The organism is Hymenobacter perfusus (assembly GCF_003944765.1).
Taxonomy (GTDB): domain Bacteria; phylum Bacteroidota; class Bacteroidia; order Cytophagales; family Hymenobacteraceae; genus Hymenobacter; species Hymenobacter perfusus.
Genome location: NZ_RWIU01000004.1, coordinates 305,537 through 331,130, shown reverse-complemented (window position 1 = coordinate 331,130; position 25,594 = coordinate 305,537). Strand labels below are relative to the sequence as shown.

22 protein-coding genes are annotated in these 25,594 nt (G+C 58.0%); 5 read left to right on the top strand and 17 right to left on the bottom strand.

Going from position 1 to position 25,594, the window contains the following annotated elements; translation table 11 throughout:
• Positions 1-320 precede the first annotated feature (320 nt).
• Together EI293_RS13725 and EI293_RS13720 are read left to right on the top strand one after the other, a co-directional pair.
• Entirely contained in the window at positions 321-932 is a 612-nt protein-coding gene (locus tag EI293_RS13725) for a helix-turn-helix domain-containing protein (RefSeq protein ID WP_170170374.1), read from the top strand.
• 135 nt (positions 933-1,067) lie between these two features.
• Positions 1,068-1,448, top strand: a complete 381-nt coding sequence (locus tag EI293_RS13720; RefSeq protein ID WP_125438776.1) for a hypothetical protein — start codon at positions 1,068-1,070, stop codon at positions 1,446-1,448.
• Between the two features lie 176 nt (positions 1,449-1,624).
• Here EI293_RS13720 and EI293_RS22505 read toward each other — a convergent pair whose 3' ends face one another.
• The 10 genes from EI293_RS22505 to EI293_RS13675 all read right to left on the bottom strand — a co-directional run bounded on the left by EI293_RS22505 (position 1,625) and on the right by EI293_RS13675 (position 9,700).
• Complete coding sequence (locus tag EI293_RS22505) at positions 1,625-1,753, bottom strand: hypothetical protein (RefSeq protein WP_262706522.1); 129 nt, start codon at positions 1,751-1,753, stop codon at positions 1,625-1,627.
• Between the two features lie 77 nt (positions 1,754-1,830).
• Positions 1,831-3,510, bottom strand: coding sequence for an FG-GAP-like repeat-containing protein (locus tag EI293_RS13715; RefSeq protein WP_125438774.1), 1,680 nt, complete (start codon positions 3,508-3,510; stop codon positions 1,831-1,833).
• 218 nt (positions 3,511-3,728) lie between these two features.
• The gene (atpG, locus tag EI293_RS13710) at positions 3,729-4,619 is read right to left on the bottom strand and encodes an ATP synthase F1 subunit gamma (RefSeq protein WP_125438772.1); all 891 of its coding nucleotides are present in this window, start codon (positions 4,617-4,619) and stop codon (positions 3,729-3,731) included.
• 90 nt (positions 4,620-4,709) lie between these two features.
• The gene (gene atpA / locus EI293_RS13705) at positions 4,710-6,293 is read right to left on the bottom strand and encodes a F0F1 ATP synthase subunit alpha (protein WP_125438770.1); all 1,584 of its coding nucleotides are present in this window, start codon (positions 6,291-6,293) and stop codon (positions 4,710-4,712) included.
• Positions 6,294-6,299: 6 nt separating this feature from the next.
• Positions 6,300-6,860: an ATP synthase F1 subunit delta gene (atpH, locus tag EI293_RS13700; protein ID WP_125438768.1), complete on the bottom strand. Its 561-nt coding sequence runs from the start codon at positions 6,858-6,860 to the stop codon at positions 6,300-6,302.
• Between the two features lie 90 nt (positions 6,861-6,950).
• Complete coding sequence (locus EI293_RS13695; RefSeq protein WP_125438766.1) at positions 6,951-7,445, bottom strand: F0F1 ATP synthase subunit B; 495 nt, start codon at positions 7,443-7,445, stop codon at positions 6,951-6,953.
• A gap of 154 nt (positions 7,446-7,599) precedes the next feature.
• Positions 7,600-7,857: an ATP synthase F0 subunit C gene (gene atpE / locus EI293_RS13690; RefSeq protein ID WP_044000749.1), complete on the bottom strand. Its 258-nt coding sequence runs from the start codon at positions 7,855-7,857 to the stop codon at positions 7,600-7,602.
• A 52-nt stretch (positions 7,858-7,909) separates the two neighbouring features.
• Positions 7,910-8,974: a F0F1 ATP synthase subunit A gene (gene atpB / locus EI293_RS13685; RefSeq protein ID WP_125438764.1), complete on the bottom strand. Its 1,065-nt coding sequence runs from the start codon at positions 8,972-8,974 to the stop codon at positions 7,910-7,912.
• A gap of 33 nt (positions 8,975-9,007) precedes the next feature.
• Positions 9,008-9,415, bottom strand: coding sequence for a hypothetical protein (locus EI293_RS13680; RefSeq protein ID WP_125438762.1), 408 nt, complete (start codon positions 9,413-9,415; stop codon positions 9,008-9,010).
• Positions 9,416-9,448: 33 nt separating this feature from the next.
• Positions 9,449-9,700, bottom strand: a complete 252-nt coding sequence (locus EI293_RS13675; protein ID WP_125438760.1) for an AtpZ/AtpI family protein — start codon at positions 9,698-9,700, stop codon at positions 9,449-9,451.
• A 212-nt stretch (positions 9,701-9,912) separates the two neighbouring features.
• Between EI293_RS13675 and porW the strand changes: the two genes are divergently transcribed.
• The 3 genes from porW (at position 9,913) to uvrC (ending at position 17,509) form a co-directional block, all read left to right on the top strand.
• A complete protein-coding gene (porW, locus tag EI293_RS22500) occupies positions 9,913-13,050 on the top strand; it encodes a type IX secretion system periplasmic lipoprotein PorW/SprE (protein WP_125438758.1) in 3,138 nt (1,045 codons plus the stop codon).
• A gap of 100 nt (positions 13,051-13,150) precedes the next feature.
• A complete protein-coding gene (locus EI293_RS13665) occupies positions 13,151-15,487 on the top strand; it encodes a transglycosylase domain-containing protein (protein WP_125438757.1) in 2,337 nt (778 codons plus the stop codon).
• Between the two features lie 204 nt (positions 15,488-15,691).
• Positions 15,692-17,509, top strand: a complete 1,818-nt coding sequence (gene uvrC / locus EI293_RS13660; protein ID WP_125438755.1) for an excinuclease ABC subunit UvrC — start codon at positions 15,692-15,694, stop codon at positions 17,507-17,509.
• A gap of 128 nt (positions 17,510-17,637) precedes the next feature.
• Here the strand turns inward: uvrC and porN are convergent, their stop codons facing one another.
• From porN to EI293_RS13625, 7 genes are all read right to left on the bottom strand, one after another.
• A complete protein-coding gene (gene porN, locus EI293_RS13655; protein ID WP_125438754.1) occupies positions 17,638-18,519 on the bottom strand; it encodes a type IX secretion system ring subunit PorN/GldN in 882 nt (293 codons plus the stop codon).
• Between the two features lie 48 nt (positions 18,520-18,567).
• The gene (porM, locus tag EI293_RS13650; RefSeq protein ID WP_125438752.1) at positions 18,568-20,151 is read right to left on the bottom strand and encodes a type IX secretion system motor protein PorM/GldM; all 1,584 of its coding nucleotides are present in this window, start codon (positions 20,149-20,151) and stop codon (positions 18,568-18,570) included.
• Positions 20,152-20,211: 60 nt separating this feature from the next.
• Positions 20,212-21,018 carry a type IX secretion system motor protein PorL/GldL gene (porL, locus tag EI293_RS13645; protein ID WP_125438751.1) on the bottom strand — a complete coding sequence of 269 codons (807 nt, stop codon included), beginning with the start codon at positions 21,016-21,018 and terminating at the stop codon, positions 20,212-20,214.
• Positions 21,019-21,117: 99 nt separating this feature from the next.
• A complete protein-coding gene (gene porK, locus EI293_RS13640; RefSeq protein WP_044000742.1) occupies positions 21,118-22,137 on the bottom strand; it encodes a T9SS ring complex lipoprotein PorK/GldK in 1,020 nt (339 codons plus the stop codon).
• A 236-nt stretch (positions 22,138-22,373) separates the two neighbouring features.
• Positions 22,374-23,366 (bottom strand): PorP/SprF family type IX secretion system membrane protein, encoded by a 993-nt coding sequence (locus EI293_RS13635; RefSeq protein WP_125438750.1) that lies wholly within the window; start codon positions 23,364-23,366, stop codon positions 22,374-22,376.
• 144 nt (positions 23,367-23,510) lie between these two features.
• A complete protein-coding gene (locus tag EI293_RS13630) occupies positions 23,511-24,329 on the bottom strand; it encodes a uroporphyrinogen-III synthase (protein ID WP_125438748.1) in 819 nt (272 codons plus the stop codon).
• 76 nt (positions 24,330-24,405) lie between these two features.
• The gene (locus tag EI293_RS13625) at positions 24,406-25,563 is read right to left on the bottom strand and encodes a DUF4271 domain-containing protein (RefSeq protein ID WP_170170373.1); all 1,158 of its coding nucleotides are present in this window, start codon (positions 25,561-25,563) and stop codon (positions 24,406-24,408) included.
• Positions 25,564-25,594 lie beyond the last annotated feature (31 nt).

The following is a 25,594-nucleotide window of genomic DNA, read 5'->3' as shown; positions in this document are numbered from 1 at the left end:
GCAGCTAGTGCCTAAGATCCAGTGAAGTCAACAAATTTGACTAGTACTGTAAAGCTACCAACGCCGAGCTTACCATTCCTGCTCCGGATACAGTTTTTCCTCTAAGCAGCTGATTTGCCGAACTATTCGCCACCGGCCAACTCCTCCGCTGCTCTTGGCGCGGCCGGGTAGCAGACAGCCCCGCCCCATAGCAGCACCGCCCGTGCCACCCGCCCGGCGGCAAAGGACAGGTAACATCCCTTACCTATATTCTGCTCCCCTGTTACCTAGTGGGTAATAACTTATGCACATATTCCGTCTTCCTGTTACCTTGGGTCATGATGACCGTACCTACCGCTTCTTTCGTGAGCCTGACCGCCCCGGTGCGGGCGCACCTGGGGGTGTCGTTGCCGCAGCTGGCGCGCTACCTGGGCGTATCGGCGAGTTTTGTGAGCCACCTGGAGGCGGGGCGCAAGCCGCTGCCGGCGGCCCTGCTGCCGCGCCTGCTGAGGCTGCTGTCCGCGCTGCCGCCCCCGCTGGGCCAGGGGCCACCCGCCGTGCCGCTGCCCCCGCCCTACAACCCGCTGCTGCCGCTGCCCGCCCCCGAGCAGCTGGCCCCGCCCCTACCCGAGGCCCCCGCCCCCGAACCCCTGCGCCGCCGCCTGCGCGACCAGCGCCTGCGGCTGCTCACGCTCGGGACGGAACTAGCGGCGGCGCAGACCCGCGCCGCCGCCCTGCACCACCGCCGCCTCGGGCTGGCCCGCCTGCACACGCTGCCCCCGCCCCCCGAGGCCGCCGAAGCCGCCCACCTCGCCCGCTGGCTCCAGGCCCTGGCCGAAGACCTCCGCCGCGACGACCCCGATCCGGCAGCCCGCGCCGCTGCCCTGCACCTGCTGGCCGCCCGCGTAGCTGGCCTGCGCGCCGAGGTGGCGGCCCTGGGGGCGCCGCAGTAGCAACAATAGAACGTCCCGGTCAGACGGCTTTTCCGCCGCCCGACCGGGGTGAGGTCCGGCCACCTCTGGCGCAGCTTGGGTTTTTCGCCTATTTTACCCCCGGCAATACCGCCACTTACCTTATTCCTTTTTTTTATGCCCTTTCCCATTCAATTACTCACCACCCAGGTCGAGTGCGACACCGTGCTCGAGGCTCTGAACCTGGAGCTGCGCGTGTTTACCGTGCGCGACCAGGTGCTGGACCTCCAGGCCGACCAGTCGGCGGACCGGGCCACCGACCGCGCCCTGGACCTGGCCGCCGCGCAGGCCAGCGTAACCCGCCTAACGCCGGTAGTGGCCGGCCTCACGCCCGGCACCAGCGAGCACAGCAGCCTGAGCAAGATGCTCACGCGGGCCCAGCGCCGGGTAGAAGACCTGAGCGCCAGCCCCGGCACCAGCACCCAAACGCCCACGGATGCCTTCCTGAAGGCCGTGGATGTGCGCCAGGTGGCCGTGCAGGTACCCGAGCTGCAATAGGCCATTGCGGAAGTAACCGCCCACCGCGCCACCCTGTAAGCCGGAGCGAAGCGGCCCGGTCCAGGGCCGCCGCACTGCCCTACTACTCCTATACCGCCTATTGCAACTACCCAAACGGCCCGCTTCCTGCTTGCAGGAGGCGGGCCGTTTGCGGTTAGATTGGCCGGGGCAGCGGCTCAGACGGCTGGCGCGGCTACCGGGGTGGCGGGCAGGGCCACGCCGTAGAGGGCGGCCACCAGGGCATCGATTTGCGCCTCCAGGGCCTGGGTATCGGCGGTGGCGACGTGGGCTTTGGCAGCCAACATCTGCCCCACCAGCGCCGCTACCCAGGCCCTGCTCCTCGGCCGTGGCCCGTATCTTACGGCCGCTAGCCTGTGGCGGCCTACTCTACTACCAGCCGGCCCACGGCCGCGCCGGCCCGTACCAGGTACACGCCAGCGGGCAGGCTGGCCGGTAGGTTCAGCCGGACCGTGCCCGCGGCATCGGCGGTAGCCGTCGTCACCTGGCGGCCTAAGGCATCAAGCACCACAATGGTAGCCCGGGGGGCCACGCCGGCTACCGTTGCCGCCGCGCGGGCCGGGTTGGGCAGCAGCTGCAAGCGGGCCGCCGCCTGGGCCGCCCCGGCGTGCAGCACGGGGCCGGCAGCATTGTTGAGCCAGGTATTCACGCCCCCGACCCCGATGTTCACCGCCACCAGGTCCAGGTCGCCGTCGTAGTCCAGGTCGCCGGTGGCTACCCCCACCGGCTCGCGGCCGGTGGTGAGCGTGGCGCTGAGCGTGAGCCGGCCGGTCCCATCATTGAGGGCCACCAGCACCCGGTCGCTGGCCTGGCAGCTCACCACCAGGTCGGGGTATCCGTCGCCGTTCATATCGGCGGGCACCACGATGCGGGGCAGCCCCGGGGCGGCGAGGGTAGCAACCACCGTAAACGTGCCCTGCCCATCGTTGCGGGCCTGCACCACGGCTCCCTGCCGGGTATCCGTGATAAGCAAGTCTACGTCGCCATCGTCGTCCATGTCGGTAGCAGCCACATTGCTCAGCTCCCCATTCAGGCGCAGGGCCACGCTGCGGGTGAAGGTGCCGGTGCCGTCGTTGCGCAGCAAGTCCACGGTCCCGTCCACGTCGTAGTCGGCGACCAGGGCATCCTGGTCCCCGTCCCCGTCCACGTCGGCGGCGGCCACAAACCACGGGTAATAGCCTACCGCCACCGTCACGGGGGCAGCAAAGTTGCCGGTGCCGTCGTTGCGCAGCACGCTCATCACCTTATCGGCCAGATTGCTCACCACCAGCAGGTCCAGGTCCCCGTCCCCGTCGATGTCGGTGGGCGTCAGGTGCTGGGGGCCGGCGGCCACCGGCAGCACCTTTCTCGTCCCGAACACTCCTTTCCCATCATTGGGCAGAATGCTGATGGTACTGGTGCTAAAGTCGGGCGTCAGAATGTCCAGGTCGCCGTCCGCGTCGAGGTCAGCCAGCTGAGCCCAGAACGGTACATCGCCCACCCGCAGCCTAGTGCCGGCCCCAAACGTGCCGCGCCCGTTGTTGGTGCGCACGTCCACGGTGCCGCCGCCCAGGTTGGCCACCACCATATCCAGGTAGCCGTCGTTGTTTACGTCGCCCAGGGCCGCGTTGAAGGGCGAGGCTCCGGCCCCCAGCGTTACGGGCGCGGCAAACGTGCCGCTGCCACCCTGGGCCGAGGCGGTCAGCTCGTATACTAGCGGGCGGGCCAGCGTGGCGCCGCTGCTGCTGCGCACGGTAGTGGGCACTGTTACCAGCACCTTCTCGCCCGGCTGAAAGTCGTTGCCGGGGAAAAACGACAGTGTGTTGCCGCTCACGGTGGGCGTGCCCGGCAGCCGCCCCGAGTACTGGCTGCTGAACACCCGCAAACCGCCCGCAGTGCCGGCATCGGGAGCCAGGGGCTGGGAAAACCGGATGCGCAGGCCATTCAGACGGGGGATGGCCGTGGCGTTGGCGGCGGGCAGCACTTCCGTTATGGTCAGGCTCTGGGCCGTGGCGGGCAGCAGCGGCAGCAGCAGGGCCAATGGCCCCAGGAAATAACGCTTCATCACTACGATAGGATAAGAGGGTGTAACCCAGGACCAAGATACGCCGCGCCCTCCAGCCGGACAACTGTAATGCGTGCCCGCCGCCCCTACCAGCCAGCCGGACGGCACCTCCCCGCCCCGCCCCGCCCGCGCTGCTTGGCACCTTCCGTATGCCCTATACGCAACAAGGCCCGCCTCCTTGCGGAAGCGGGCCTTGCCACTTGGGTTCTATACGTTGCTTACCGGCTGGCAGCCAAAGCCTCCGCACCACCCACGATTTCGAGAATCTCGGTGGTAATGGCGGCCTGACGCGTCCGGTTGTAGGTCAGCTTGAGCGACTTGAGCAGTTCACCGGCGTTTTCGGTGGCTTTCTCCATGGCCGTCATGCGGGCGCCGTGCTCCGAGGCGTTGCTTTCCAGCACCGCCTTGTACAGCTGCACCTTCAACGACTGGGGAATCAGCGTCCGTACGATTTCCTCTTTCGAGGGCTCGAAGATGTAGTCCACGTTGGTAGTGGCCGAGGTGCCGGCGGGCAGAGCCGCTGGTACCAGGGGCAACAACTGTTCGGTACGCACCACCTGCGTGGCCACGTTCTTGAACTCGTTGTACACCATCACCACCTCGTCGTACTGGCCTTCCCGGAAGCCGTCCATGGCCTGCTCGGCCGCTTCCCGCACCGTGTCAAACGACAGCTTGCCGAAGACGTGCGTGTAGTTGCCGACCAGCGGGCCGCGCCGGTTGAAGAAATCGTGGGCTTTCTTGCCAATGGCCATGTAGGCCACGTTGCCGGCTGCTGCCTGGGCCGCGTAGCGTTCCTGCACCACGGCATTTACGGCTTTGAACACGTTGCTGTTGAACGCGCCGGCCAAGCCCCGGTCGGAAGTCACGGCAATGATGAGTACCCGACGCACCTCGCGCTGCTCCGCATACTCGCTTACCACATCCTCCCCGGCCAAGGCCGTCAGGTTACCCAGAATGCTGTTGAGCCGCTGGGCGTAAGGACGCATGCGCAGGATATTATCCTGAGCGCGCCGCAGCTTGGCCGCCGCTACCATTTTCATGGCTTTGGTAATCTGCTGCGTGCTCTGCACCGACGTAATGCGGCTCCGAACTTCTTTTAAGCTAGCCATTCATTATTGGTTCTTTGTTTCTGGTTTTTGATTTTTGGTCCGGCACTTCTTACGAGAGCCAATGACCAAAAACCAAAAACCAAAAACCAATTACTTAGAAGCGTATACCGCCGACAGGTCTTTGGCAACCTGACGGATGGCACCGGTGATGGCGTCATCCAGCTTGCCGGCCTTCAGGGCCTTCAGCTCCTCGGGGTGGCGCGTGTGCATCACCTGCGTGAACTCCTTCTCGAACTCGCGCACCTTATTTACCGGTACCTGGTCGAGCAGACCGTTGGTGGCAGCGTAGATGATGGCAACCTGGTCCTCTACTTTCTGGGGCGAGAACTGGGCCTGCTTCAGAATTTCGAGGTTACGACGGCCACGCTCAATGGTGAGTTTGGTCGAGGCATCGAGGTCGGAACCGAACTTGGCGAAGGCTTCCAGCTCGCGGAACTGCGCCTGGTCCAGCTTCAGCGTACCAGCCACCTTCTTCATCGACTTGATCTGGGCGTTACCACCTACGCGCGATACCGAGATACCTACGTTAATGGCGGGCCGCACACCCGAGTTGAAGAGGTTGGTTTCGAGGAAGATCTGGCCATCGGTAATCGAAATTACGTTGGTCGGGATGTACGCCGAAACGTCACCGGCCTGGGTTTCGATGATGGGCAGGGCCGTCAGCGAACCACCACCTTTCACGATGGACTTGATGCTGGCGGGCAGATCGTTCATGTCCTGGGCAATGGAGTCGGAAGCGTTAATCTTCGCGGCGCGCTCCAGCAGGCGGCTGTGCAGATAGAATACGTCGCCGGGGTAAGCTTCGCGTCCGGGAGGACGACGCAGCAGCAGCGACACCTCGCGGTAAGCTACGGCCTGCTTCGACAAGTCATCGTACACCACCAGGGCCGGACGGCCCGTGTCGCGGAAGAACTCGCCGATGGCGGCACCCGTGAAGGGCGCGAAGAACTGCATCGGAGCCGGATCGGAAGCCGAAGCGGATACCACCACGGTGTAATCCATGGCACCACCACGCGTCAGCGACTGTACTACCTGGGCTACGGTAGAGGCTTTCTGGCCTACGGCTACGTAGATGCAGAAAACCGGCTCGCCACGCTCATAGAACTCACGCTGGTTCAGGATAGCATCGAGGGCTACCGTCGACTTACCCGTCTGACGGTCACCGATGATGAGTTCCCGCTGACCCCGGCCAATCGGAATCATGGCGTCGATAGCCTTGATTCCGGTCTGCATAGGCTCGGCTACCGGCTGGCGGTAGATTACACCGGGGGCCTTACGCTCCAGGGGCATATCGTAGGTCTGGCCCTGGATGGGGCCACGGCCGTCGATGGGCTGGCCCAGCGTGTTTACCACGCGGCCAATGATGCCTTCACCAACCTGAATCGAAGCAATTTTATTGGTCCGACGGACCGTTGCGCCTTCCCGGATGCCGGAGTAGTCGCCGAGCATTACGGCTCCGACGTTGTCCTCTTCCAGGTTCAGCACGAGGGCTTGGAGCCCGTTTTCAAATTCAATAAGTTCCCCCGACTGGGCTTTGCCCAGGCCGTAGATGCGGGCTACACCGTCGCCAACCTGCAGAACCGTACCAACCTCTTCGAGTTCGGCTTCGGTTTTGAAGTTGGAGAGTTGCTCCCGCAGAATGGCGGATACTTCATCCGGACGTACTTCTGCCATGGTGGGTTATAGTTGGGGTTGGTAGGGGTTCTTCGAGAAGTCGTTGCGCAGCTTGCGCAACCGGTAGCTCACCGAGTCATCAATCAGCTTGTCGCCGATGCGCAGCACAAAGCCGCCGATGAGCGAGGCATCCACTTTTTCCTGGAGCGTGACCTCCTGGAGGCCGGTTTGCTGGCGTACCAGTTGCACCACCTGCAGACGGGTCGGCGCATCGAGGGGAGTGGCCGTGGTTACCTGGGCCACCTGTACGCCGCTCAGCAGGTTGTACTGGGTCAGGAACTCGGAGCCGATAAACTCCAGGGCACTTTCGCGGCTGTGTTGGGTCACGATGGTGAAGAATTTCTCCGTCATCACCGACACCTTACCGCCGAAAATGGCCTGCAGAATAGCCAGCTTCTTGTCGTGCTTCACGATGGGGTTGCGGAGCAGCAGGCGCAGGTCGCGGTTCTCGTTCAGCGTTTTGCTGAACAGGTCCATGTCCTGCTTTACTTCTTCCAGTTCCCCACGCTCCCGGGCCAGATCAAGCAAGGATTTGGCGTAGCGGGAGGCAACTCGTAGTTCAGACATTGATTTCAGTATTGAGTAGTTGGTAGGGAGTATCGAGTTGGTTCTTATCCGGCAGGCCGAATCTCACTACTCAATACCCGCTACTCACTACTAATTCAATTTTACTTCTTTCAGGTACGAGTCCACGAGTTGCTGCTGAGCGGGCTGGTCGGCCAGCTCGCGGCGCAGGATGCGCTCGGCAATATCGATGGAGAGCTTGGCGGCGGTGTTTTTCACCTCGGCCAGAGCCATGTTCTTCTCGTTCTGGATGGCTTCGCGGGCTTGCAGGATCATGCGGCTGCCTTCCTCAGTTGCCTTGTTCTTGGCCTGCTCAATGAGCTGGTTCGAAACATCAGTGGCTTCCTTCAGAATACGGTCGCGCTCCATACGGGCTTCGGCCAGCAGCTTTTCGTTGCCGGCTTTCAGCTCCTGCATTTCCAGCTTGGCCTGATCGGCCATGCGCAAAGCTCCTTCAATGGAGCTCTCCCGCTCTTTCAGCGAGCTGAGGATGGGTTTCCAGGCAAACGCGCGCAGCAAGAGCAGCACGATACCGAAAATCACCAGCTGCCAAAAGATAAGGCCTAATTCGGGCGTTACAATTTGCATGAGGGAGTAGAGAAATCAGTAGGGAATACGTTAAAATCCGGGGCGGTATCCGAAGATGATACTCGTTCAGCCAACCCGGAAAAGCCAAGACAGCCCGCTACGCCGTGCGCTGAAGCGACGCGCGCAGCGGGCTGCTTGTGTACTACCTCTATCCCTAGAGTTTGAACGAAATCAGCAGGCAGACTACTACTGCGAACAGGGCCAGACCCTCGATCAGAGCAGCTACGATCAGCATAGCAGTCTGGATCTTGCCCGAAGCTTCCGGCTGACGGCCGATAGCTTCCATAGCCTGACCACCGATGCGGCCGATACCCAGACCAGCACCCAGAGCAACCAGACCAGCACCGATAGCGGCACCAAATACAGCCAGACCAGCGGCGTTAGCAATCTGCAACAACAGAGAAAGAAGCATAAAAAAAAGGTTTGTGGGGAGTGAAAAACAAAAAAATCAGGGGTGTGAAAACTTAGTGGGCGTGGGCCGTATCGGCACCGTCGCCGCCGCCCATCTGGTAGTCGGCGTCGTGGTGCTCTTCTACCGCACCGCCGATGTACATGGCCGTCAGCAAGGTGAAGATGTAGGCCTGCAGGATGGCTACCAGCAACTCCAGCATGTTGATGAACAAGCCGAACGCCAGCGTTACGGGAGCCACGGTGACACTACCGAAAATGAAGATGAGCGAGATAAAGCTCAAAATTACAATGTGGCCGGCCGTGATGTTAGCGAACAGACGAACCATCAGGGAGAACGGCTTCACCACGATACCGATAAGTTCTACCGGAATCATAATGGGCAACAACGCCTTCGGTACGCCGGGCGTAGCGAAAATGTGGTGCCAGTAGTTCTTATTGGAGCTGAACAGGGTGATGAGCAGCGTCAGAACAGCCAGCGTCAGGGTCACGGCAATGTTGCCGGTGAGGTTGGCACCGCCGGGCATCAGGCCCATCAGGTTGTTGAACCAGATGAAGAAGAATACGGTGAGCAGATACGGCATATACCGCTCGTACTTCGGACCGATGGATTTCTTGGCTACCTCATCCCGGATAAAGATGATGATAGGCTCAAAAAACGACTGAATACCTTTGGGAGCACCGCTGCCGCGCTTAGCGTAACCACGGGCAACGGCGGTAAACACCACCAACAGCAGCGCGGCGCTTAGCATGAGCGAGGCCACGTTCTTAGTGATGGAGAAGTCATACACTTTGCTGCCATCCTCCGACACGAGGTGCTCGTGCTCCAGCTTCAGGCCGTTGTACACTTTGCCTTCGGCCAGCTGCGACGACGAGAATACGCTTAGGCCCTGGGCGGGGCGATACGCAATAACGGGCAGCGGAATGGTAACGTGCGTGCCGTGGGCCTCGTCGCCGAGGGTAGCGAAATGCCACTCGTGCGAATCGCCGATGTGGTGCAGAATCATCTCGCCGGGACTGAACGCCTCCTTGTCGGTGGCTTCTTCGGTTGTCGCCGTGGGCTCGTTGGCATACGCTGCGAACGAGAGGAAACAGAAGATAGCTAAAAGTAAGCGCTTCATTCAGAGCAGTTTAGAGATATATTCACAAAATCTTCATTTTGTGATTTCACCCGGTTTTGAAAACGGGCGCAAGTTACTCAGAACGGCCCACACTTCAAACCCGGCGAAGAGAAAATACAGGATAAAGAAGCTTCCCAGGAAGGCCCATTGGCCGTCGCCTTCCCGGCCGCCGCCAATGAAAAGGTACACCAGCACCAGCGTGAGCGACAAAAGCAGCCGTGCAACCATGCTGCCTAAGTACGCGACCATAAAGTTTTGCGCGTCGGCCTGCACCAGTTTTGCCGTCACCCAGTAAGTGAGCAGCGTCAGCGCGGCGAAGAACGAAAACGTGTAGGGCGTGAAGGGATGGATGATGCGGGGCCCGAACTGACTGTGCAGAGCGTAGAGCGCAAACCCGGTGAGCAGGCAAAAAAGGAAATAGGAACGCAGGAAAGCTTTCAACAGAGAAGGTGATTGAGTGAACGGGGCTGGCCCCTATTGCTCCTTCGTGACCGAGCGGATGACGTTATATAAGGCCGCAAACAGCCCCAGTAGCATCAGGCTGAGCGTGAACCACGGAGTTTTGGTGTGGAAGTGGCCGTCGAGCCAATAGCCGGCCCAGGTGCTCAGGCCAATGGTGGCTATCATCTGGGCAGCAATGCCGGAGTACTTGGCCACGGCCCGCATCCGGTCGGGGGTATTTTCGGGCGTGGACCGGGGTGGCGGGGTGGGTTCAGGAGCTGACATCGGGACTGGGGGAGGCAGTGGGAATCACAAAATTACGCTGTGGCAAGTTAGCGGCCACGGCCGCCGCCGGGAGGCGCGGCAGGGTACCAACGGAAACCTGTACTTTTACTCACCCTGCAACGTTGTGAGGAAAACCGCCCGTCGAACGATTCTGACCGGCAGGTGCGTTTTCTGCTTACTGTCTTTCCTTCGCCCTGAGCTCTTTTGCCGTTTTGACGACGACTACCTCTTTGCTTTTCCGCGCCCTCGTGCTACCGGCTGCGGCCGGCCTGCTGGCGGCGGGCGTGGCCGGTTGCGCCTCGGAGCGCCCATCTACGCTGGGCCACGCCTACGACAACGTGGTGGCCCGCGACAATGCCTATTTCCTGGCGCGGGAGAAGATGCGGGCCGTGGAAACCACGCTCTACGCGGCCCGGCTCAACGACTACAACCGCACCCTGCCCCTGTTCCCGACGCTGGACGATGCCACCGTGGGCCGCGTGACGGCCGATCTGGAGGACATCATCAAGAAGGCCTCGCTGCCGGTACAGCACCGCCCGGGCTCCGACTGGACCGATGACAGCTATATTCTCATCGGTAAAGCCCGCTTCTATAAAAAGGAGTACGAGGACGCGGCCAAGACTTTTAAGTACGTCAACAGCACCAGCAAGGACGCCAACGCCCGTCACGAGGCCCTGATCTGGCTGATGCGCACGTTCCTGGCCCTCAACGAGCTGGAAAACGCCACTGCCGTTTCTAATCTGCTGGATAAAGAGCAAGGCGTTGAGCAGAACGCGCGGGAGTTGTTCCTGACTCGCGCCGACTACTTCCTGCGGGTAGGCGAGCCGGCCCGGGCCATTGAGAACCTGGAAAAGGCCATTCCCTACGTAGAGCCCAAGAACGAACAGTCGCGCACGCGCTACGTGCTGGCACAGCTGTACCAAGCAGCCGGGGAGGACAAGAAAGCGTATGCGCAGCTGAATCAGATTCTGAAGAAAAACCCGCCCTACGAGCTGGATTTCTACAGTAAGCTGATGCTAGGCCAGGTTTCCGACCTGAACCAGACCGACCGCGCCCGCCTCGACAAGTATTTCGCCAAGCTGCTCAAGGACACCAAGAACAAGGAGTACCGCGACAAAATCTACTACGAGATGGCGCGGCTGGAATACCGCCAGCAACGCTACCCCGAGGCTCTGGCTTTGCTCCAGAAGTCGGCCCGCGTGCCTACCCCGAACCGGGCGCAGAAGTCTTACACCTACCTGCTGGACGGGCGCATTTACTACGAGAACCTGCAGAAGTACCGGCTGGCAGCGGCCTACTACGACAGCACCGTGCAGAACCTGCCCCGGGAGGCCCCCGATTACGCAGCCATTTCGGAGCGGGCCGGGATTCTCAAGGATTTCGCGCAGCAGCTGACCATCATCGAAACCCAGGACAGCCTGCAGGCTTTGGCCCGGCTGGACTCGGCTACGCTGCGCACCCGCCTGACCACATACGCCCAAGCCGAACTGGACGCGCAGCAGCGGCAGGCCGAAGCTCTGGCGGCCAAACAAGCTTTGGAGGAACGGCGCAGTCAGCAGCAAACGGCAACCGGCCTCAGCCCGGAGCGCGACCTGCAACCAAGCGTGAGTGCCGAGGATTTCCTAGCGGGCAATACCGGGGCCAAGTGGTACTTCGACAACCCAACGGCCCTAAGCACGGCCAAGAACGACTTTATCCGCCGTTGGGGCGACCGGCCGTTGCAGGATAACTGGCGCATCGTGAGTACGGCCAGCAACTCGCCGGTGACGGCACGGGGCGGCAACGTGCCGGTGAGCATTGCCGGCAACGGCAGCACGGTAGTTAACACACCCGAGCCAGCTACCGTTGATCCGGCCGTGCAGCTGCGGGAGCTGGTGGGCCGTTACCGTCAGAGCCTGCCTCTCACCCCGGCCCAGGTGCAGCAGTCGGATGCCCAGACCGAGGAGGCATTGTACGCGCTGGGCGGCATTTATGCCCAACAGCTGCGGGAACAGAATCGGGCGGTAGAAACGTACGAGAAGCTACTCACGCGCTACCCAAGCGGCAAGCATACGCCCGAAACCCTGTATATTCTGTACCTGCTGTATAAGGAGCAGAACGACGCGGGCAAAGCTGAGAGCTACGCCGCCCGGCTGCGGCAGGCGTACCCAACGTCCTCCTACGCCCGCTTAGTAGCCGACCCGGAGTACCTGCGGCGGACTTCAGTGGCCAATGCGCAGGTGACGGTCCTGGTAGATTCGGCCTTCACGTTCTACAAAAATCAGGAGTTTAAGAAAGCTACGGCCGTACTGGCCCGGGCCAGGAAGCAGTATCCGGAAAACGACCTGAACGACCGGGTGGCCTTTTTAGGTACCCTGCTGACGGTGCGCACCCAACCGCCCCTGACGGCGCGGGCCACGGTAGAGAAGTTCTACAAAGAGTACCCGCAAAGCCCGCTGGCTGGTCAGGCTGCCACGCTCATCGAAACCTATAAGAAAGCTGAAGGTGGACAGATTGCTGGCGTTATGGCTTCCACCGATAAGCCCGTGGTATCAGCGTTCCGGCCCGGTGAAGTGGAAAACCGGATGCGCATCTACTACCAGGAAAACGAAACCCCGCTGACGACGCTGGTGCCGAAGCCTGCTGCTCCAGCCACTCTGGCAGCCACTGAGCAAAAGGGGCTTCCGGTTCCGGCAGCATCAGCGGCCCAGCCGACAAATGCCGTCCCGGCCCCGGTGGGTTCGGAGCCCACCACCACTATCCCACCTGCGCCGGCACCTAAGCCCGAGCCAACCCCGGAAGAAGCCGCGAAGGCTGCCCGGCAGGCGGCGGCCCAAGCCCGCGCCCGCGGTAAGAAGGCCCCCGCCCCAGCGAAGAATCCGGCAACACCCATCACGCCTACCTCAACGGCTCCGGCCGCCGCCCCAGAACCAACTGCACCTACGCCTGCGCCTACCACTCCGGCCCCGGCTCCAACGCCAGCACCTGCCCCAGCGGCTCCTGCCTCGCCATTCAAGGCCAACCTCGCCACGGCGCATGCCGTTGTGCTGGTATTTGCCAAGGATGCGCCGGCTCTGAAGGATATGGTGGCTCAGCTTGGCGCATACAACACCCGCTACTTCAAATCCAGCAGCTTGCTGGTGCGCCAACAGGAGCTAGGAGCCACGCAGCTAGTGGTAATGGAAACGCTACCCAATGCCAAACTGGCCCAGAGCTACGCCCTGAAGCTGCGCGGGCCTCAATCGCCGCTGAGCAAGCTGCGCGGGGCGGGTTACCAAACCCTGGTAATTAGTATTGAGAATCTGCCGGTATTGCTCCAAACCCAAAACGTAGAACAATATCAGCAGTTCTATCAGCAGAACTACCGCTAATTTTGCTGTCGGAACCACCCGTGAACCGCTTTCGGCTGCCTTCGGGCGGTCGGGAGCGGTTCACGGGTGGTTTATCCGACCTTCATTCTTACCTCCTGAAATGGCCAGATCCGCCACCAAGAATTCCATTCGTAAAACCCCTCCCACCGGCCGCTACACCGGCTGGGCGCGCACGTTCTGGCTGTTGTTCGGAGCCGGAGCACTCGGGCTGGTAGTGTACGTGCTGGCCGTGAGCGTCAACTTCCTGAATCTGTTCGGGCGCATGCCCAACCTCAAAACGCTGGAAAACCCACGTAGCGAGCTGGCCTCGGAAATCTACTCCGCCGACAACGTACTCATGGGCAAATATTTCCGCGAGAACCGCACGCCCGCCGAGTACGAAGACCTGCCCCAGCACCTGGTAGATGCCCTGATTGCCACCGAGGACGCCCGCTTCGAGGAACATTCCGGCATCGACCCCAAGGCGACCGGCCGGGTGGCGGCCGGGCTGCTCACGGGCGGCAGCGGCGGCGGCGGATCCACCCTTACCCAGCAGCTGGCCAAAGTACTGTTCCGCACCCGCGAAGACCTCAACGACGGCACGCTGAATGATGTACCGGGCGTACGCATGCTCATCACCAAAACCAAAGAGTGGATTCTGGCTACCCGCCTGGAACGCAGCTACACCAAGCGCGAAATTCTGCGCATGTACCTGAACACCAACGACTACGGATCCAATGCCTTCGGTATCAACACGGCCGCCAAAACGTTCTTCAGCAAGAAGCCCCGGGAGCTGACACGCCCCGAGGCTGCCACGCTGGTTGGCGTACTAAACGCGCCTACCCGTTTCAGCCCGAAATTCAATCCCGAGCGCTCCAGAGTGCGCCGCAACTGGGTGCTGCGCCAGATGAACAAGTACGGCTACATCACGCCCCAGCAGCTGCAGAGTGATACGCTGAAAGCCATTGCGCTACGCTACAGCGTGGAAAACCAGAACGAAGGCATTGCGCCCTACTTCCGGGTGGAGGTCAGCAAGATGCTCAAGCAGTGGGCCAAGGAAACCGACCACGACCTGTACTCCGACGGCCTGAAAATCTATACCACCATCGACTCGCGCATGCAGAAGTACGCTGAGTCGGCCGTGGCGGAGCACATGAAGCTGCAGCAGAAATGGTTCGACCAGCAGTGGAAGGGCCAGCAGCCCTGGCGCGATGAGAACGGCCGCATCATCCCCAACTTTCTGAACACAGCCATCAAGCGCACCGAGCGGTACCGCTCCCTCACCACCCGCTTCGAGGGTAATAAGGACTCCATCAAGTACCATCTCAACAAGAAGTACCGGATGAAGGTATTCACCTGGAATGGGGGCGAGAAGGAAGTGCTGATGTCGCCGATGGACTCGCTGGCCTATTATAAGCGGCTGCTACACTCCGGCTTTATGGCCATGAACCCGCTCAACGGGCAGGTAAAGGCCTGGGTGGGCGGTATCAACTTCAAGTACATCAAGTACGACCACGTGAAGCAGGGCAAGCGCCAGCCGGGCTCCACGTTCAAGCCATTCGTGTACGTGGCCGCCATCGACCAGGGCTACTCGCCCTGCTACCAGCGCCCCGACGTGGCCACCACCTTCCCGGCCGAGCGCGGCCGGCCTGCCTACACGCCCCGCAACTTCGAGGGCAGCTACTCCGGCCGCACCTTCACGCTTCGCCAAGCCCTAGCCCGCTCTATGAACTCCATTACCGCCTGGCTGGTACAGAAGCTCGGCCCCGAAACCGTGGTAAGCTATGCCAAGCGCTTAGGCATCACCTCTCCCATTGAGGCGGTACCGGCAGTGGGATTTGGTTCCTCCGACGTGAGCATCTACGAAATAACGGGCGCCTACAGCACCTTCGTGAACAAAGGCATCTGGACGGCCCCCATGATGGTGACGCGCATTGAGGACAAAAACGGCAACGTGTTGCGCGAATTCGTACCCCAGACGCGCGAGGCCCTGAGCGAGGAAACGGCGTACCTGATGACCTATATGCTGCGCGGGGCCACCGAGGAAAAGGGCGGCACCAGCATCATCCTGAAAGGCGGATTCAAATTCCCCTATGAAATGGGTGCTAAAACCGGCACTACCTCCAACTACTCCGACGGCTGGTTCATGGGCCTCACCCCGGATCTGGTGTGCGGCACATGGGTGGGAGGTGAGGACCGGAGCATCCACTTCAAAACCGGTGCGTACGGGCAGGGTTCCCGCATGGCCTTGCCACTTTATGGCATCTTTATGAAGAAAGTGTACGCCGATAAAAGCGTCGATATCAACACCGGCCCTTTCCCCAAACCGGCCCAGGCCCTCAGCATTGAAATTGACTGCTCACGCTACTATAACGGAGCCGGCCAGCGCGACACCATTCCTTCCGACCAAAAGTTAAACCAGGTAGAACTGGAAGACCTGAACGAAGAAGACATTTAAGGGCGCGGATTTCCTCTGATTTCACCGATTTTTACGCAAGGTGGCCGGGACATCCCGGCCACCTTTTTTGTTTTGACCACAACGCCACGCTGGCTTCGCGAACCTCCGTCCCGAAACGTTGCGTACTTCCAGTAAAAACTCGGGTTGAACACTACAGGCTCCAACGGAATCCGTGCCATCCAATCCATCTGCAAAATCTGTGATATGGCTGCTCGCCCCGAACTACAGGACCAAATCCGCCAGCTGCCCCACCGCCCGGGCGTGTACAAATACTTCGGCGAAGAAGATAGCATCATCTACGTGGGCAAAGCCATCGACCTGCGCAAGCGGGTCAGCAGCTATTTCACCAAGCAGGACCACAACAAGAAAACCCAGCAGCTGGTCAAGAACATCCGCCGCATCGAGTTTACCATTGTCGATTCGGAGTCAGACGCATTTCTGCTGGAAAACAACCTTATCAAGCAGCACCAGCCCAAGTACAACATCCTGCTTAAAGATGGCAAGACGTATCCGTATCTGCTGCTGACCAACGAGCGGTTCCCGCGCCTCATCCCCACCCGCAACAAAATTCCGGGCCACGGCCGCTACTATGGACCTTACGCCAACGTCACGGGCATGAACCTGCTGCTGGAGCTGATTCGGGCGCTGTATCCGCTGCGTACCTGCACCTACAACCTCTCGCCCCAGAACATCGAGGCCGGCAAGTTTAAGGTGTGTCTGGAATATCACCTGGGCAACTGCAAAGGCCCTTGCGAGGGCCACCAGGAAGAGGAAGCCTACAACCAGTATATCCAGCAGATTCGCCAGATTCTCAACGGTGACCTGCGCCTGCCCAAGCAGTACTTCCGGGACCGGATGACGCAGGCGGCCCAAGACCAGCAATACGAGCTGGCCCACCAGTTCAAGCTCAAGCTGGATAAGCTGGATGACTTCCAGAGCAAGAGCACCATCGTGAATGCATCATTGTCCAACATCGACGTATTCAGCATCGTGTCGAACGAGAAATCAGCCTTCATCAGCTACCTCAAGGTGATGAATGGTAGCATTGTGCTCACGCAGTCGGTGGAGGTACAGAAGAAGCTGGATGAGCCCGACGAGGAGATTCTGGCCCCGCTCATCATGCAGATGCGGCAGGAGTTCGAGAGTGAGTCCAAGGAAATCCTCACCAATCTGCCCGTTCCCAACCTGCCCCTGCCCGGCGTTAGCATCACCCAGCCCCAGATCGGCGACAAGCGCAAGCTCATCGAGCTGGGGCTGAAAAACGTGCTGTACCTGCGTAAGGAGAAGGAAAGCATGAACGACCGGAGCAAGGACCTGAACGAGGTCCGCATCATGGAAACCATCCGCAAGGATTTACGCCTGACGGAGCTGCCTAAGCATATCGAATGCTTCGATAACTCCAACTTCCAGGGCGACAATCCGGTGGCCGCCATGGTGTGTTTCCGCAACGCCAGGCCCAGCAAGAAAGACTACCGCCACTACCACATCAAAACCGTCATCGGCCCCAACGATTTCGACTCGATGTACGAAGTGGTTACGCGCCGCTACCGCCGCCTAGTAGATGAAGGAGCCAGCCTGCCGCAGCTGGTGATTGTGGATGGTGGCAAGGGCCAGCTCAGTATGGCGGTAAAAGCCCTTAAAGACCTCAACCTGTGGGGCCAGATGGCCGTCATCGGCATTGCCAAGCGGCTGGAGGAAATCTACGTCCCCAACGACCCATTACCGCTCTACATTGACAAAAAGAGCGAGTCACTTCGCCTGTTCCAACGCATGCGCGATGAAGTCCACCGCTTCGGCATCACCTTCCACCGCTCCCGCCGCGACGCAGGCACCCTTAAAACCGAACTAACTGACGTGAAAGGCCTCGGCCCCGTCACTGCCGATAAGCTCCTCACCAAGTTCAAGTCCGTCAAAAAGATCAAAGAACTGACCGAGCCAGAGCTTACCGCTGAAGTCGGGAAAGCCAAAGCCCGCATTCTGCTTACCTACTTTAGACAGCAGGAAGAGCCCCAACAGTCTTGACGATCTGAACCGAAGTAGTTAAACACAAAAGAGCCCCAACTTCACGGTTGGGGCTCTTTTGTATAGTTGAACAGATGAATCGACTACAAAACTCGTGTAATCCAATACATCTGCCTAAGTCCGTGATACTAGAACGACCACAGGTTGTACTCGTATTCGATCAGGTCGGCTGCTGCCTGTTGCGAAGCCAGAATACCCTGCTGCTGCCCACCATAGATTTCGTCCAGACGCGAGTCGCTGGGGTTAGACACCTTCACTATGTAGGAGTTGAACAACCACAGTTCGAAAGCGTCAGCAAGGTTTTTATGCTGGGCATCGTTTTGGGGATTAAACCAAATAGCCTTGTCCGGGTTGGCTCGGAATACGCGAATTAGGTCGCTGTATTTAAACACTCCAATGGTTTTCTCGATACCGGCAGTGTTAGAACTTAGCGTAGAAGGAACAAGCAGCGTAATGGACTTGATGTCATGATACATTCTCGACCGTTTCTTGTCGAAAATCATATCCTCTTTCATCTCCATCTGATACATATCCTTCGGACGAATCTCGTAGCTCGGTGCTACTACTGGAGCCTTTTTAGCTGCAGGTTTACCTTTGGCTCCTTTTTTAACGGGAGCACCCCAGTCGTCACCCGTATCCTCCGAGAAACCAGCGGCTCTTTCCTCATCACTCAGACCGGCGCTAGCCTCCGCATACGACATGTTGCTTAATACTTCCTTCGAAGAGAAAGTAGTCGTCAGCGAGTCGTTACGATACGCCTGCAGCTCACCACGCTTTACCGCATCGATGATTACACGGCTGATTTCCTTGCCTTCGGCGAACATGGGTTTGTTCTGCTTCTCACGCAGGTCAATCGCGCGCCAGATAGTCTTTCGGAACATGATGTCCGAACTCGGAATCGGGCGGTACGAGCCGTTACTGCTCGCGGTGGTAGCTTGTTCCTGAGCCGAGGCTGCCACCGACAGCGTCAGGCCGGCCGTCAGAGCGGCGAAGGAGAGGAATTTGTTCATACCAGAGTAATCAAAAAAGCGCGACGGATAGTTCAGGACCAGTAACGCTTAGAGCAGCGGAATATTGAACTGCTTGGAAACGTTTACGTCCTCCACATTGCCTTGGAAATTCTGACGCTGCACTCCTTTTACTTCGATGTACAGACGGTCACCTTCACGAGCAGTGTTTACCACGCTGCTCAGATCAACCGTTGGACCATTGACAGTAATGGTTTGCATAGCCGGACGCTTGCCACGTACCAGCGTAATTTCGTAGCGCGACACCCGGAAACGGGCATCATCCGGCAGGAAGGTGGCAAAACCAGCATCGGCCACCGCCTTCATGTTCATGTTACGAACGGCAGTAATCGGGGTACCTTGCTTTTCGTTGGCCGGACGGCCACCTACCCAGCACTGAATTTCCGGCTTGGGAATGGGGCGAACCTGGAAGGTCTGCGAGCCGATGGGGTTACCACCGCTGCTTACGTTCAGGGTTACCTCTTTCGAGTTCGGAACCAGCGTTACCTCACCTTTGGCTGAACCTTTGATAGTCGAAGCCCCGGATGCGGAGAAGCTAGGATCGTACTGAGCACCCAGCGCGGGTACCTGTACGCTCAGCTTGTTGCCGCACTTGAAGTACAGCGCCTGCACCGAAGCCGACTGAATCTGCATTACCGGCTTGGTAATGGTGTAAGGAGTTTTCACAGTGAAGACCGTATCACGGCCATTCTGCTTGAAGCGGATAGTACCAGTCCAGGATCCTTTGGCGTTACCAGAAGCATCAAAGGAACCAGGACGAGCCGTGAATTCGATTTTGCCTTTGCCGGTAGCTGGGTCCACCTTCAGGGGCGAGCCATTCAGCGTCATGCTAGGGTTCAGCCCTGAGGCCGAAGCCGTCAGGAACAGTTCAGCTTTGTACTTGGTACCAGCTGCTACCGTGTTCGACTCAGCACTAGCAAAAGCACCAATTTTATCGAATACGATAACCGAGCCACCTACGCGTTGGGCCAAAGCACTAAGTGCATCCGACTCATACTTCAGAACCTCGGCCTCTTTCTGCGACAGAACAGCCAAAGCGGCTACTACCGGCGTGTTTTCGAAGCTAAGCTGAGCAAAGTTTTTGCTCTTCTGCTCCTTCTCCGTCACCATTGGGTCTTCCTTGGCATCGAGTGCCAAAGTACCGGCATTGGGAACAAACTGCTTGATGTAGGTAGAGTAGTTGTTCAACTGCCCTTTCATCTTGTAGCCTTCCCCGTCCTGGCTGGCACCCAACATAAGCTCCGCCACTTTATCCTCGGCGCTCATGTTTTTGAATTCGTTCTTGCCTTTGTTCTCCGTTTTCTCCAGCAGTTTCGTGCGGACGCCGGATAGGTAGGCAACCATCTCCTGCGTTTTCTGCCGTACTTCTTCGCTTTGCTTCAGGACAGCAAGGTCTTTGGCTTGGTTACGGTTCTTTTCAACCTGTCCCTTAATGCCTTTTACCTTATCGTCGTTTGCCTTCGACACTTTGCCGTTGATAGCCGACAAGCTGTCATCCAGAAACTTGAACTTGAGCAGAATTGCTGAGTTTACTTGTAGGGCCAGAAGAGCGGTGAGTACCAAGTACATCATCCCGATCATCTTCTGCCGTGGAGTCTCTTTACCTCCCGCCATCGTGTCTACCTGTTACTATACTGTGTGGAATTTAATCTGAGACGTGATAGTACGGCTACCTTAGTTGGTAGCGCGCATAGCGTTCAGCATGTTACCATACACACGGTTCAGCGAGCTGAGGTTGGTGGTCAGGCTAGTCACTTCCTGCTTGAACTGGTCGGTTTCCTTACCAGCTTCGGTCAGATTCTCCATGGCCTGAGCCAAGGTACCGTAGAACTTGTTCATGGACTTGAGGTGCGTATTGGCATCCTGCAACTCCATTTCGTACACTGCATTCAGCGCGCCCAGGTTCTTGGTCACGTTCTGCACCTGCACATGATACTCACGAGCGTCGTTCGTGGCATCAGCCATAGCCGTCATGGCCGTAGCAGTGTTGGAGTACGCCTCGTTGATGCGCTCCAGCGACTGAGCGGCGGTGCGCACTTTGGTGGTGTACTCATCGGTGGCGCTGGTAGCGTCGCCGAGGGTTGAGAGCTGCTGCGTAGTGGTGCTGAGGCGGTTCAGGCCCTGTCCCAGCGAAGCAATGGCCTCAGGTGTTACGTTAGCATCTTTCAGCATGTCGTCCAGCTTGCGGGTCAGGCCCGTGCCGGTAGTCTGATCAACGAACTTGTTGCTGTTGGTGGAAGGGTCGTAGCCTTCGCTCAGTTCCGGATACACCAGTGACCAGTCAACTTCTTTGGGGTTGGGCTGGAACGCGCTCAGCAAGAAGATCAGGGCTTCCGTGCCCAGACCTACAATCAGCATTTCGCTGGCACCTTCCCAGTGCTGAATTTTAAACAATGCCCCTACGATTACGACTGCTGCGCCGATGCCGTACACTTTGGGCATCAGCACATCGTACAGAAAACTACCGCCTTTAGCTGCCATGTGATTGTGATGTTGGAAAAGAAGTTGTTGTGGTAATGAATTTTAAGAAAGCAAAGCAGTAGTGTGTGGGAGTTTTACTGCGCCGGATATCACCGGTACTTAGTTCAGGCTTTCGTTGGTACCCATGCCAATCTGAATCATGGCAGTGCGGAAACCAATATAAGAGCGAGCTGAATCCTGATATTCAAAGTTGCGGGTACCGGTTTCGAGGAAGTACGCAATGTCTTTCCAGGAACCGCCACGTACTACTTTGCGGGGCTCGTTATCATCGGGGTTGGTCGGGTTCATATCCCACACCACTGGCACGGAAGCTTCCATGTATGCATCATCGCACCATTCCGATACGTTGCCCGACATGTCGTACAGACCAAAGTCATTGGGAAAGAAAGCACCAACCGGCGAAGTGTAGGCGTAGCCATCCGAAGCATAGTCGCCACGGCCAGGCTTGAAGTTGGCCAGCATGCAGCCTTTCGAGTTGCGCAGGTAAGGGCCACCCCAGGGGTACGTGGCCAAATCACGGCCGCCACGGGCGGCATATTCCCATTCTGCCTCGGAAGGCAAGCGAAAGTTCGGGGTGGGAGCCAAGCCTGCTTCGGCGTTGGCAGCATTCTTATTCTTGGTGCGCCAGTTGCAGAAATACTTAGCGGCAAACCAGTCAACGCCTACCACCGGGTAGTCGTCGAAAGCCGGGTGCGTGTAATAGTACTCCATCAGGGGGTCGCCCATGTGGTAGGTAAAGTCGCGTACCCAAACTGTAGTATCCGGGTAAAGCTCCGTCATTACGTACTCCTCGCCCAGCACGTCAATAGAGTCCTGCCGAATGGCATTCATGAACTGACGATACTCGTTGTTCGTAATTTCCGTCTCGTCCATGTAGAAGCCGGCAATAGTTACCTGCTTGTTCATGTTGACCATAGAGGCCGAAATATCCTGGTCCGTCTGGCCCATGTGGAAGGTTCCACCGGGGCACGGCACCATACCGTAGGGTACCTCCTGCGGGTTGAACTCCGGACGGTCCTCCGCACCAACCAGGTCACCCTGCGGCCCTGTGCCAAAACCACAGCCCCCCAGAATGAGCGTCGAAAAAGCGACGAGAGGCAATACAAGAAACTTGTTCATGTGAGAAAGAAAAAGACGGTCGAGGCGGCGATATCCAAAGATTACAATTTTTCGAGCTGGCAAATCTAACGAATCATACGTTCGTACGCAAGCCTATCGCTCAATGCATCCCATTTGTCTGCGAACTGGCCGATTAGCCGGTTAAACAATGGTTAGCAATGAGTTAATATCAGCTCGTCAGTTGTGCTAAATCAATATATGAGGAGTAACCGGTTACCTGTGTTGCAAGCCTCTTTTTAGAAGCTGTAACGTGGTGTACGGATTGCCGGGCGGATTGCCAGACCCGGTTTGGGCAGGCGATAAGAGAGCATAATTTCAAAGGAGCTAAGCGCCCTTGCATCCTGATTAAATGCAATTAAGTCGTAAGCCAATCCCACCCGCATTGCATTGTCTTTTGAGAAACTCAACCCTCCTAAAGCCGTAATCGATTCGTCGTACCGATAACCAAGGCCACCCCAAAACCGATCATTGAAAGTAGCACGTATTCCTGCTTCGTACGAGTTGTTTTTGAAGGTAAATTTACCATCATCTCCAAACTTACCTGGCAATACCATCTTCATCAGCACGGTAGGTGTTACTACAACGGAAGATGAGGCCTCAATATTATATCCTGCCGTCAGGTACGCGTGATTTTCATTGATGTACTCGGCCGTTTTGCCCCCAACCACCTGGCTATTGAATTTGTAGCTGGAGCGCAGCAGATTGTTGGCACTCAGGCCGACATACAGTTTATCTGCTTCGTACCATACCCCAACGCCCGCGTCAATTTTCCGGTCAGCACCTTCCCGTGGGACTTTTATGTCATCCTGATCAATGGCGCGGTAGGTACCCTGATAGATATTATTGAATATTCCCTGCACACCAACACCTAACCGGCCTTCTCCTACCTTGATATGCTTGGAATACGAAAGCTGAACATTGGTTGTCGTAAGTTCAGCAATCTTATCCCGATAGATACCAATTCCGAGGCCACCACCTATAGCTGCCACCGGCAGGGAAGCGGTAAGCATGTACGTCTGAGGGGAGCCTCCGTTATCAAACGTTGCGTTGTACCCAAAGTATTGCGAACGGCCAAGCGCAGTAATTTCCCCCTGCCCCTTGATACCGGCATAGGCCGGGTTCAGAAACATCCCATTAAAGCCATAATGGCTAAACTGGGGCTGCTGCTGCGCCATAGCAGTGCCAAAGGCGAAGGAGAAGACAATAGCAGTGAATAGCGTCTTCTTCATAAGGTAGTGAGTATAGCCAGTTATGCCTAAAAAACGAAGGGCATGGCCTTTTCAAATGTATGCAAAAAAGCCTCTGCAACAAATTCCACCGGAAAAACAAAAGGGAATAGAAATCTATTCCCTTTGTCCTAAAAATACAGCCCTTTATTTACTCTGTTTTTTCTCTTTGGGGGCGTCGGCTCCATGATGCAGCCGAATATATGCTTCAATGGCACCGGTCATGGAAGGCGCATTAGGCTGAGGAGCTTCAATATCAAGTTCCAGTCCAGCGTCCACAACTGCTTTGGCCGTTGTGGGCCCGAAGGCCGCAATACGGGTACCGTTCTGCTCGAAATCGGGGAAGTTGATGAAGAGCGAGCTAATGCCGGAAGGACTGAAGAAGGCAATACAGTCGTATTTCACATCCGATAGATCCGACAGGTCGCTGGCAACGGTACGGTAGATAACCGCTTCGGTGAATTTGAAGCTGTTAGCCCGCATGAACTCCGGAATATCGTCCTTGCGAATATCAGAGCACGGATACAGGAATTTTTCACCCTTGTGCTTCCGGATAACCTCAAAGAGGTCAGCAGCGGTGCGCTGGCCCACGAATAATTTACGCTTGCGTAGTACGATGTACTTCTGCAGGTAATTGGCCGTTTGCTCTGAGATGCAGAAATATTTCATTTCAGCGGGCATCTCAATCTTCGCCTCCTGGCAGATCCGGAAGAAGTGGTCAACGGCATTGCGGCTGGTAAAAATAACCGCCGTATGCTCCGCAATGTTGACTTTTTCTTTGCGGAAATCTTTGTAGGAAACCGGCTGAACCTCGATAAACTCCCGGAAATCTACTTTGATACCATACTTCTCCGCAATGGAAAAATAGGGCGAGACGTCATTGGTGGGTTTAGGCTGGGTGACCAGAATGCTGGAGATGCGCCTGGTGTGGCGGCCCGTCCCCGGTTGGTCTTTGCTCTCGGCCATAGGGTAGGAAAAAGGGTAAGTCTAAGGCAATAAGGGAGGCGTTGCGGATCTGCCGATGCAGGTCGGCAGTGATGTGTCAGTAGGTAAAAACGATCAGCTTGAGCAGAATGATCAGGGGAATCACTTCTGTGGCGCAAAGGTAAGAAAACAAATGCAGATTCAGTAAGGATGTCTTACGATGTAAGGTCCGGGCTACCCGTAGCAAGGTCCCGACCAACAGCAAGGAAACCACTCCGTTGGAAACCCAAAGCACCGTTTCCGGCAGCCGCTGATTCAGGCCCAGGTACAGCAGCATCACAACGGGTAAAAACAGGCCCATGAATAGGATGGTCCGGATAAACTCTCGGTACTGAATGGTGACCAGCTCCGTTACATCGAAAATATAGCCCAGCAGCTCCAGAAATAAATACTTGCCTAGTACGAACCCAGCTACCAGCAACGTGTACAGCAAGACGCGCACCATGATGGCCGACTCGGCCACGTCAAACAGGCGGCGCAGAATTACGATACTTTGAATGTTGGTATGGATAGCAACCAGCAGCAACGCGAATGACAGGGAAAATAGCAGGACCAGTACCAGATTCAGCCAGGTCAAGGTTGGTTTGATCAGGAAATCTTGCTCGGCAGCGCCCTTGCCCCAGAGGCCTTCCAGTTGGTAGATACGCGTAAAGCCTGGCTGATACGTAGCCCGGAGGCCGCCATAGCACAACCCGATCAGCAGCAGGAAGCCCACAAAAACATTCTGGCCCTGATGGCCCCGGGGCCGGGGCTGAGCAGCCAACGAAGCGGGGAGAGCGGCCCCGGGCTTTGCGGCTACCACGGGCACCGCATTGCTGAAGGAGGCCAGATCGGGGGTAGCGTCGGGCTGCCAGACGCACAATAAATGGGGGCCGGCCGGACTATCGGCCGGCAGTAGCGACGATAAATCGACGGTATACGAAGCCGGCACACGAGCCGTGAAGACTAAACGGTTATCCAGAAAAAGGCTCAGCTTCTCCCGGGCCGTGAACCTAACAGGCAGCCCTTTACCCGGGCGGATGGTCAGCCACTGGTAATAGGCATAGGCCGGCCGGTGGTAATCAGGCAGATACAGGACGAGGCGGTTGCGCGGCTCATCAAAGATCAGCCAGTCGGCAGTGAGTCCAGCACGCGGGGCGGGAGGCAACGGACGGTATTCGGCGGCCTGAGCGGTAGCCGGCACCAGCCTCAGGCCACAAAGCCAGAGCAGGCACACGAAAAGATAGTAACTGTTCCGCACCCCTCTG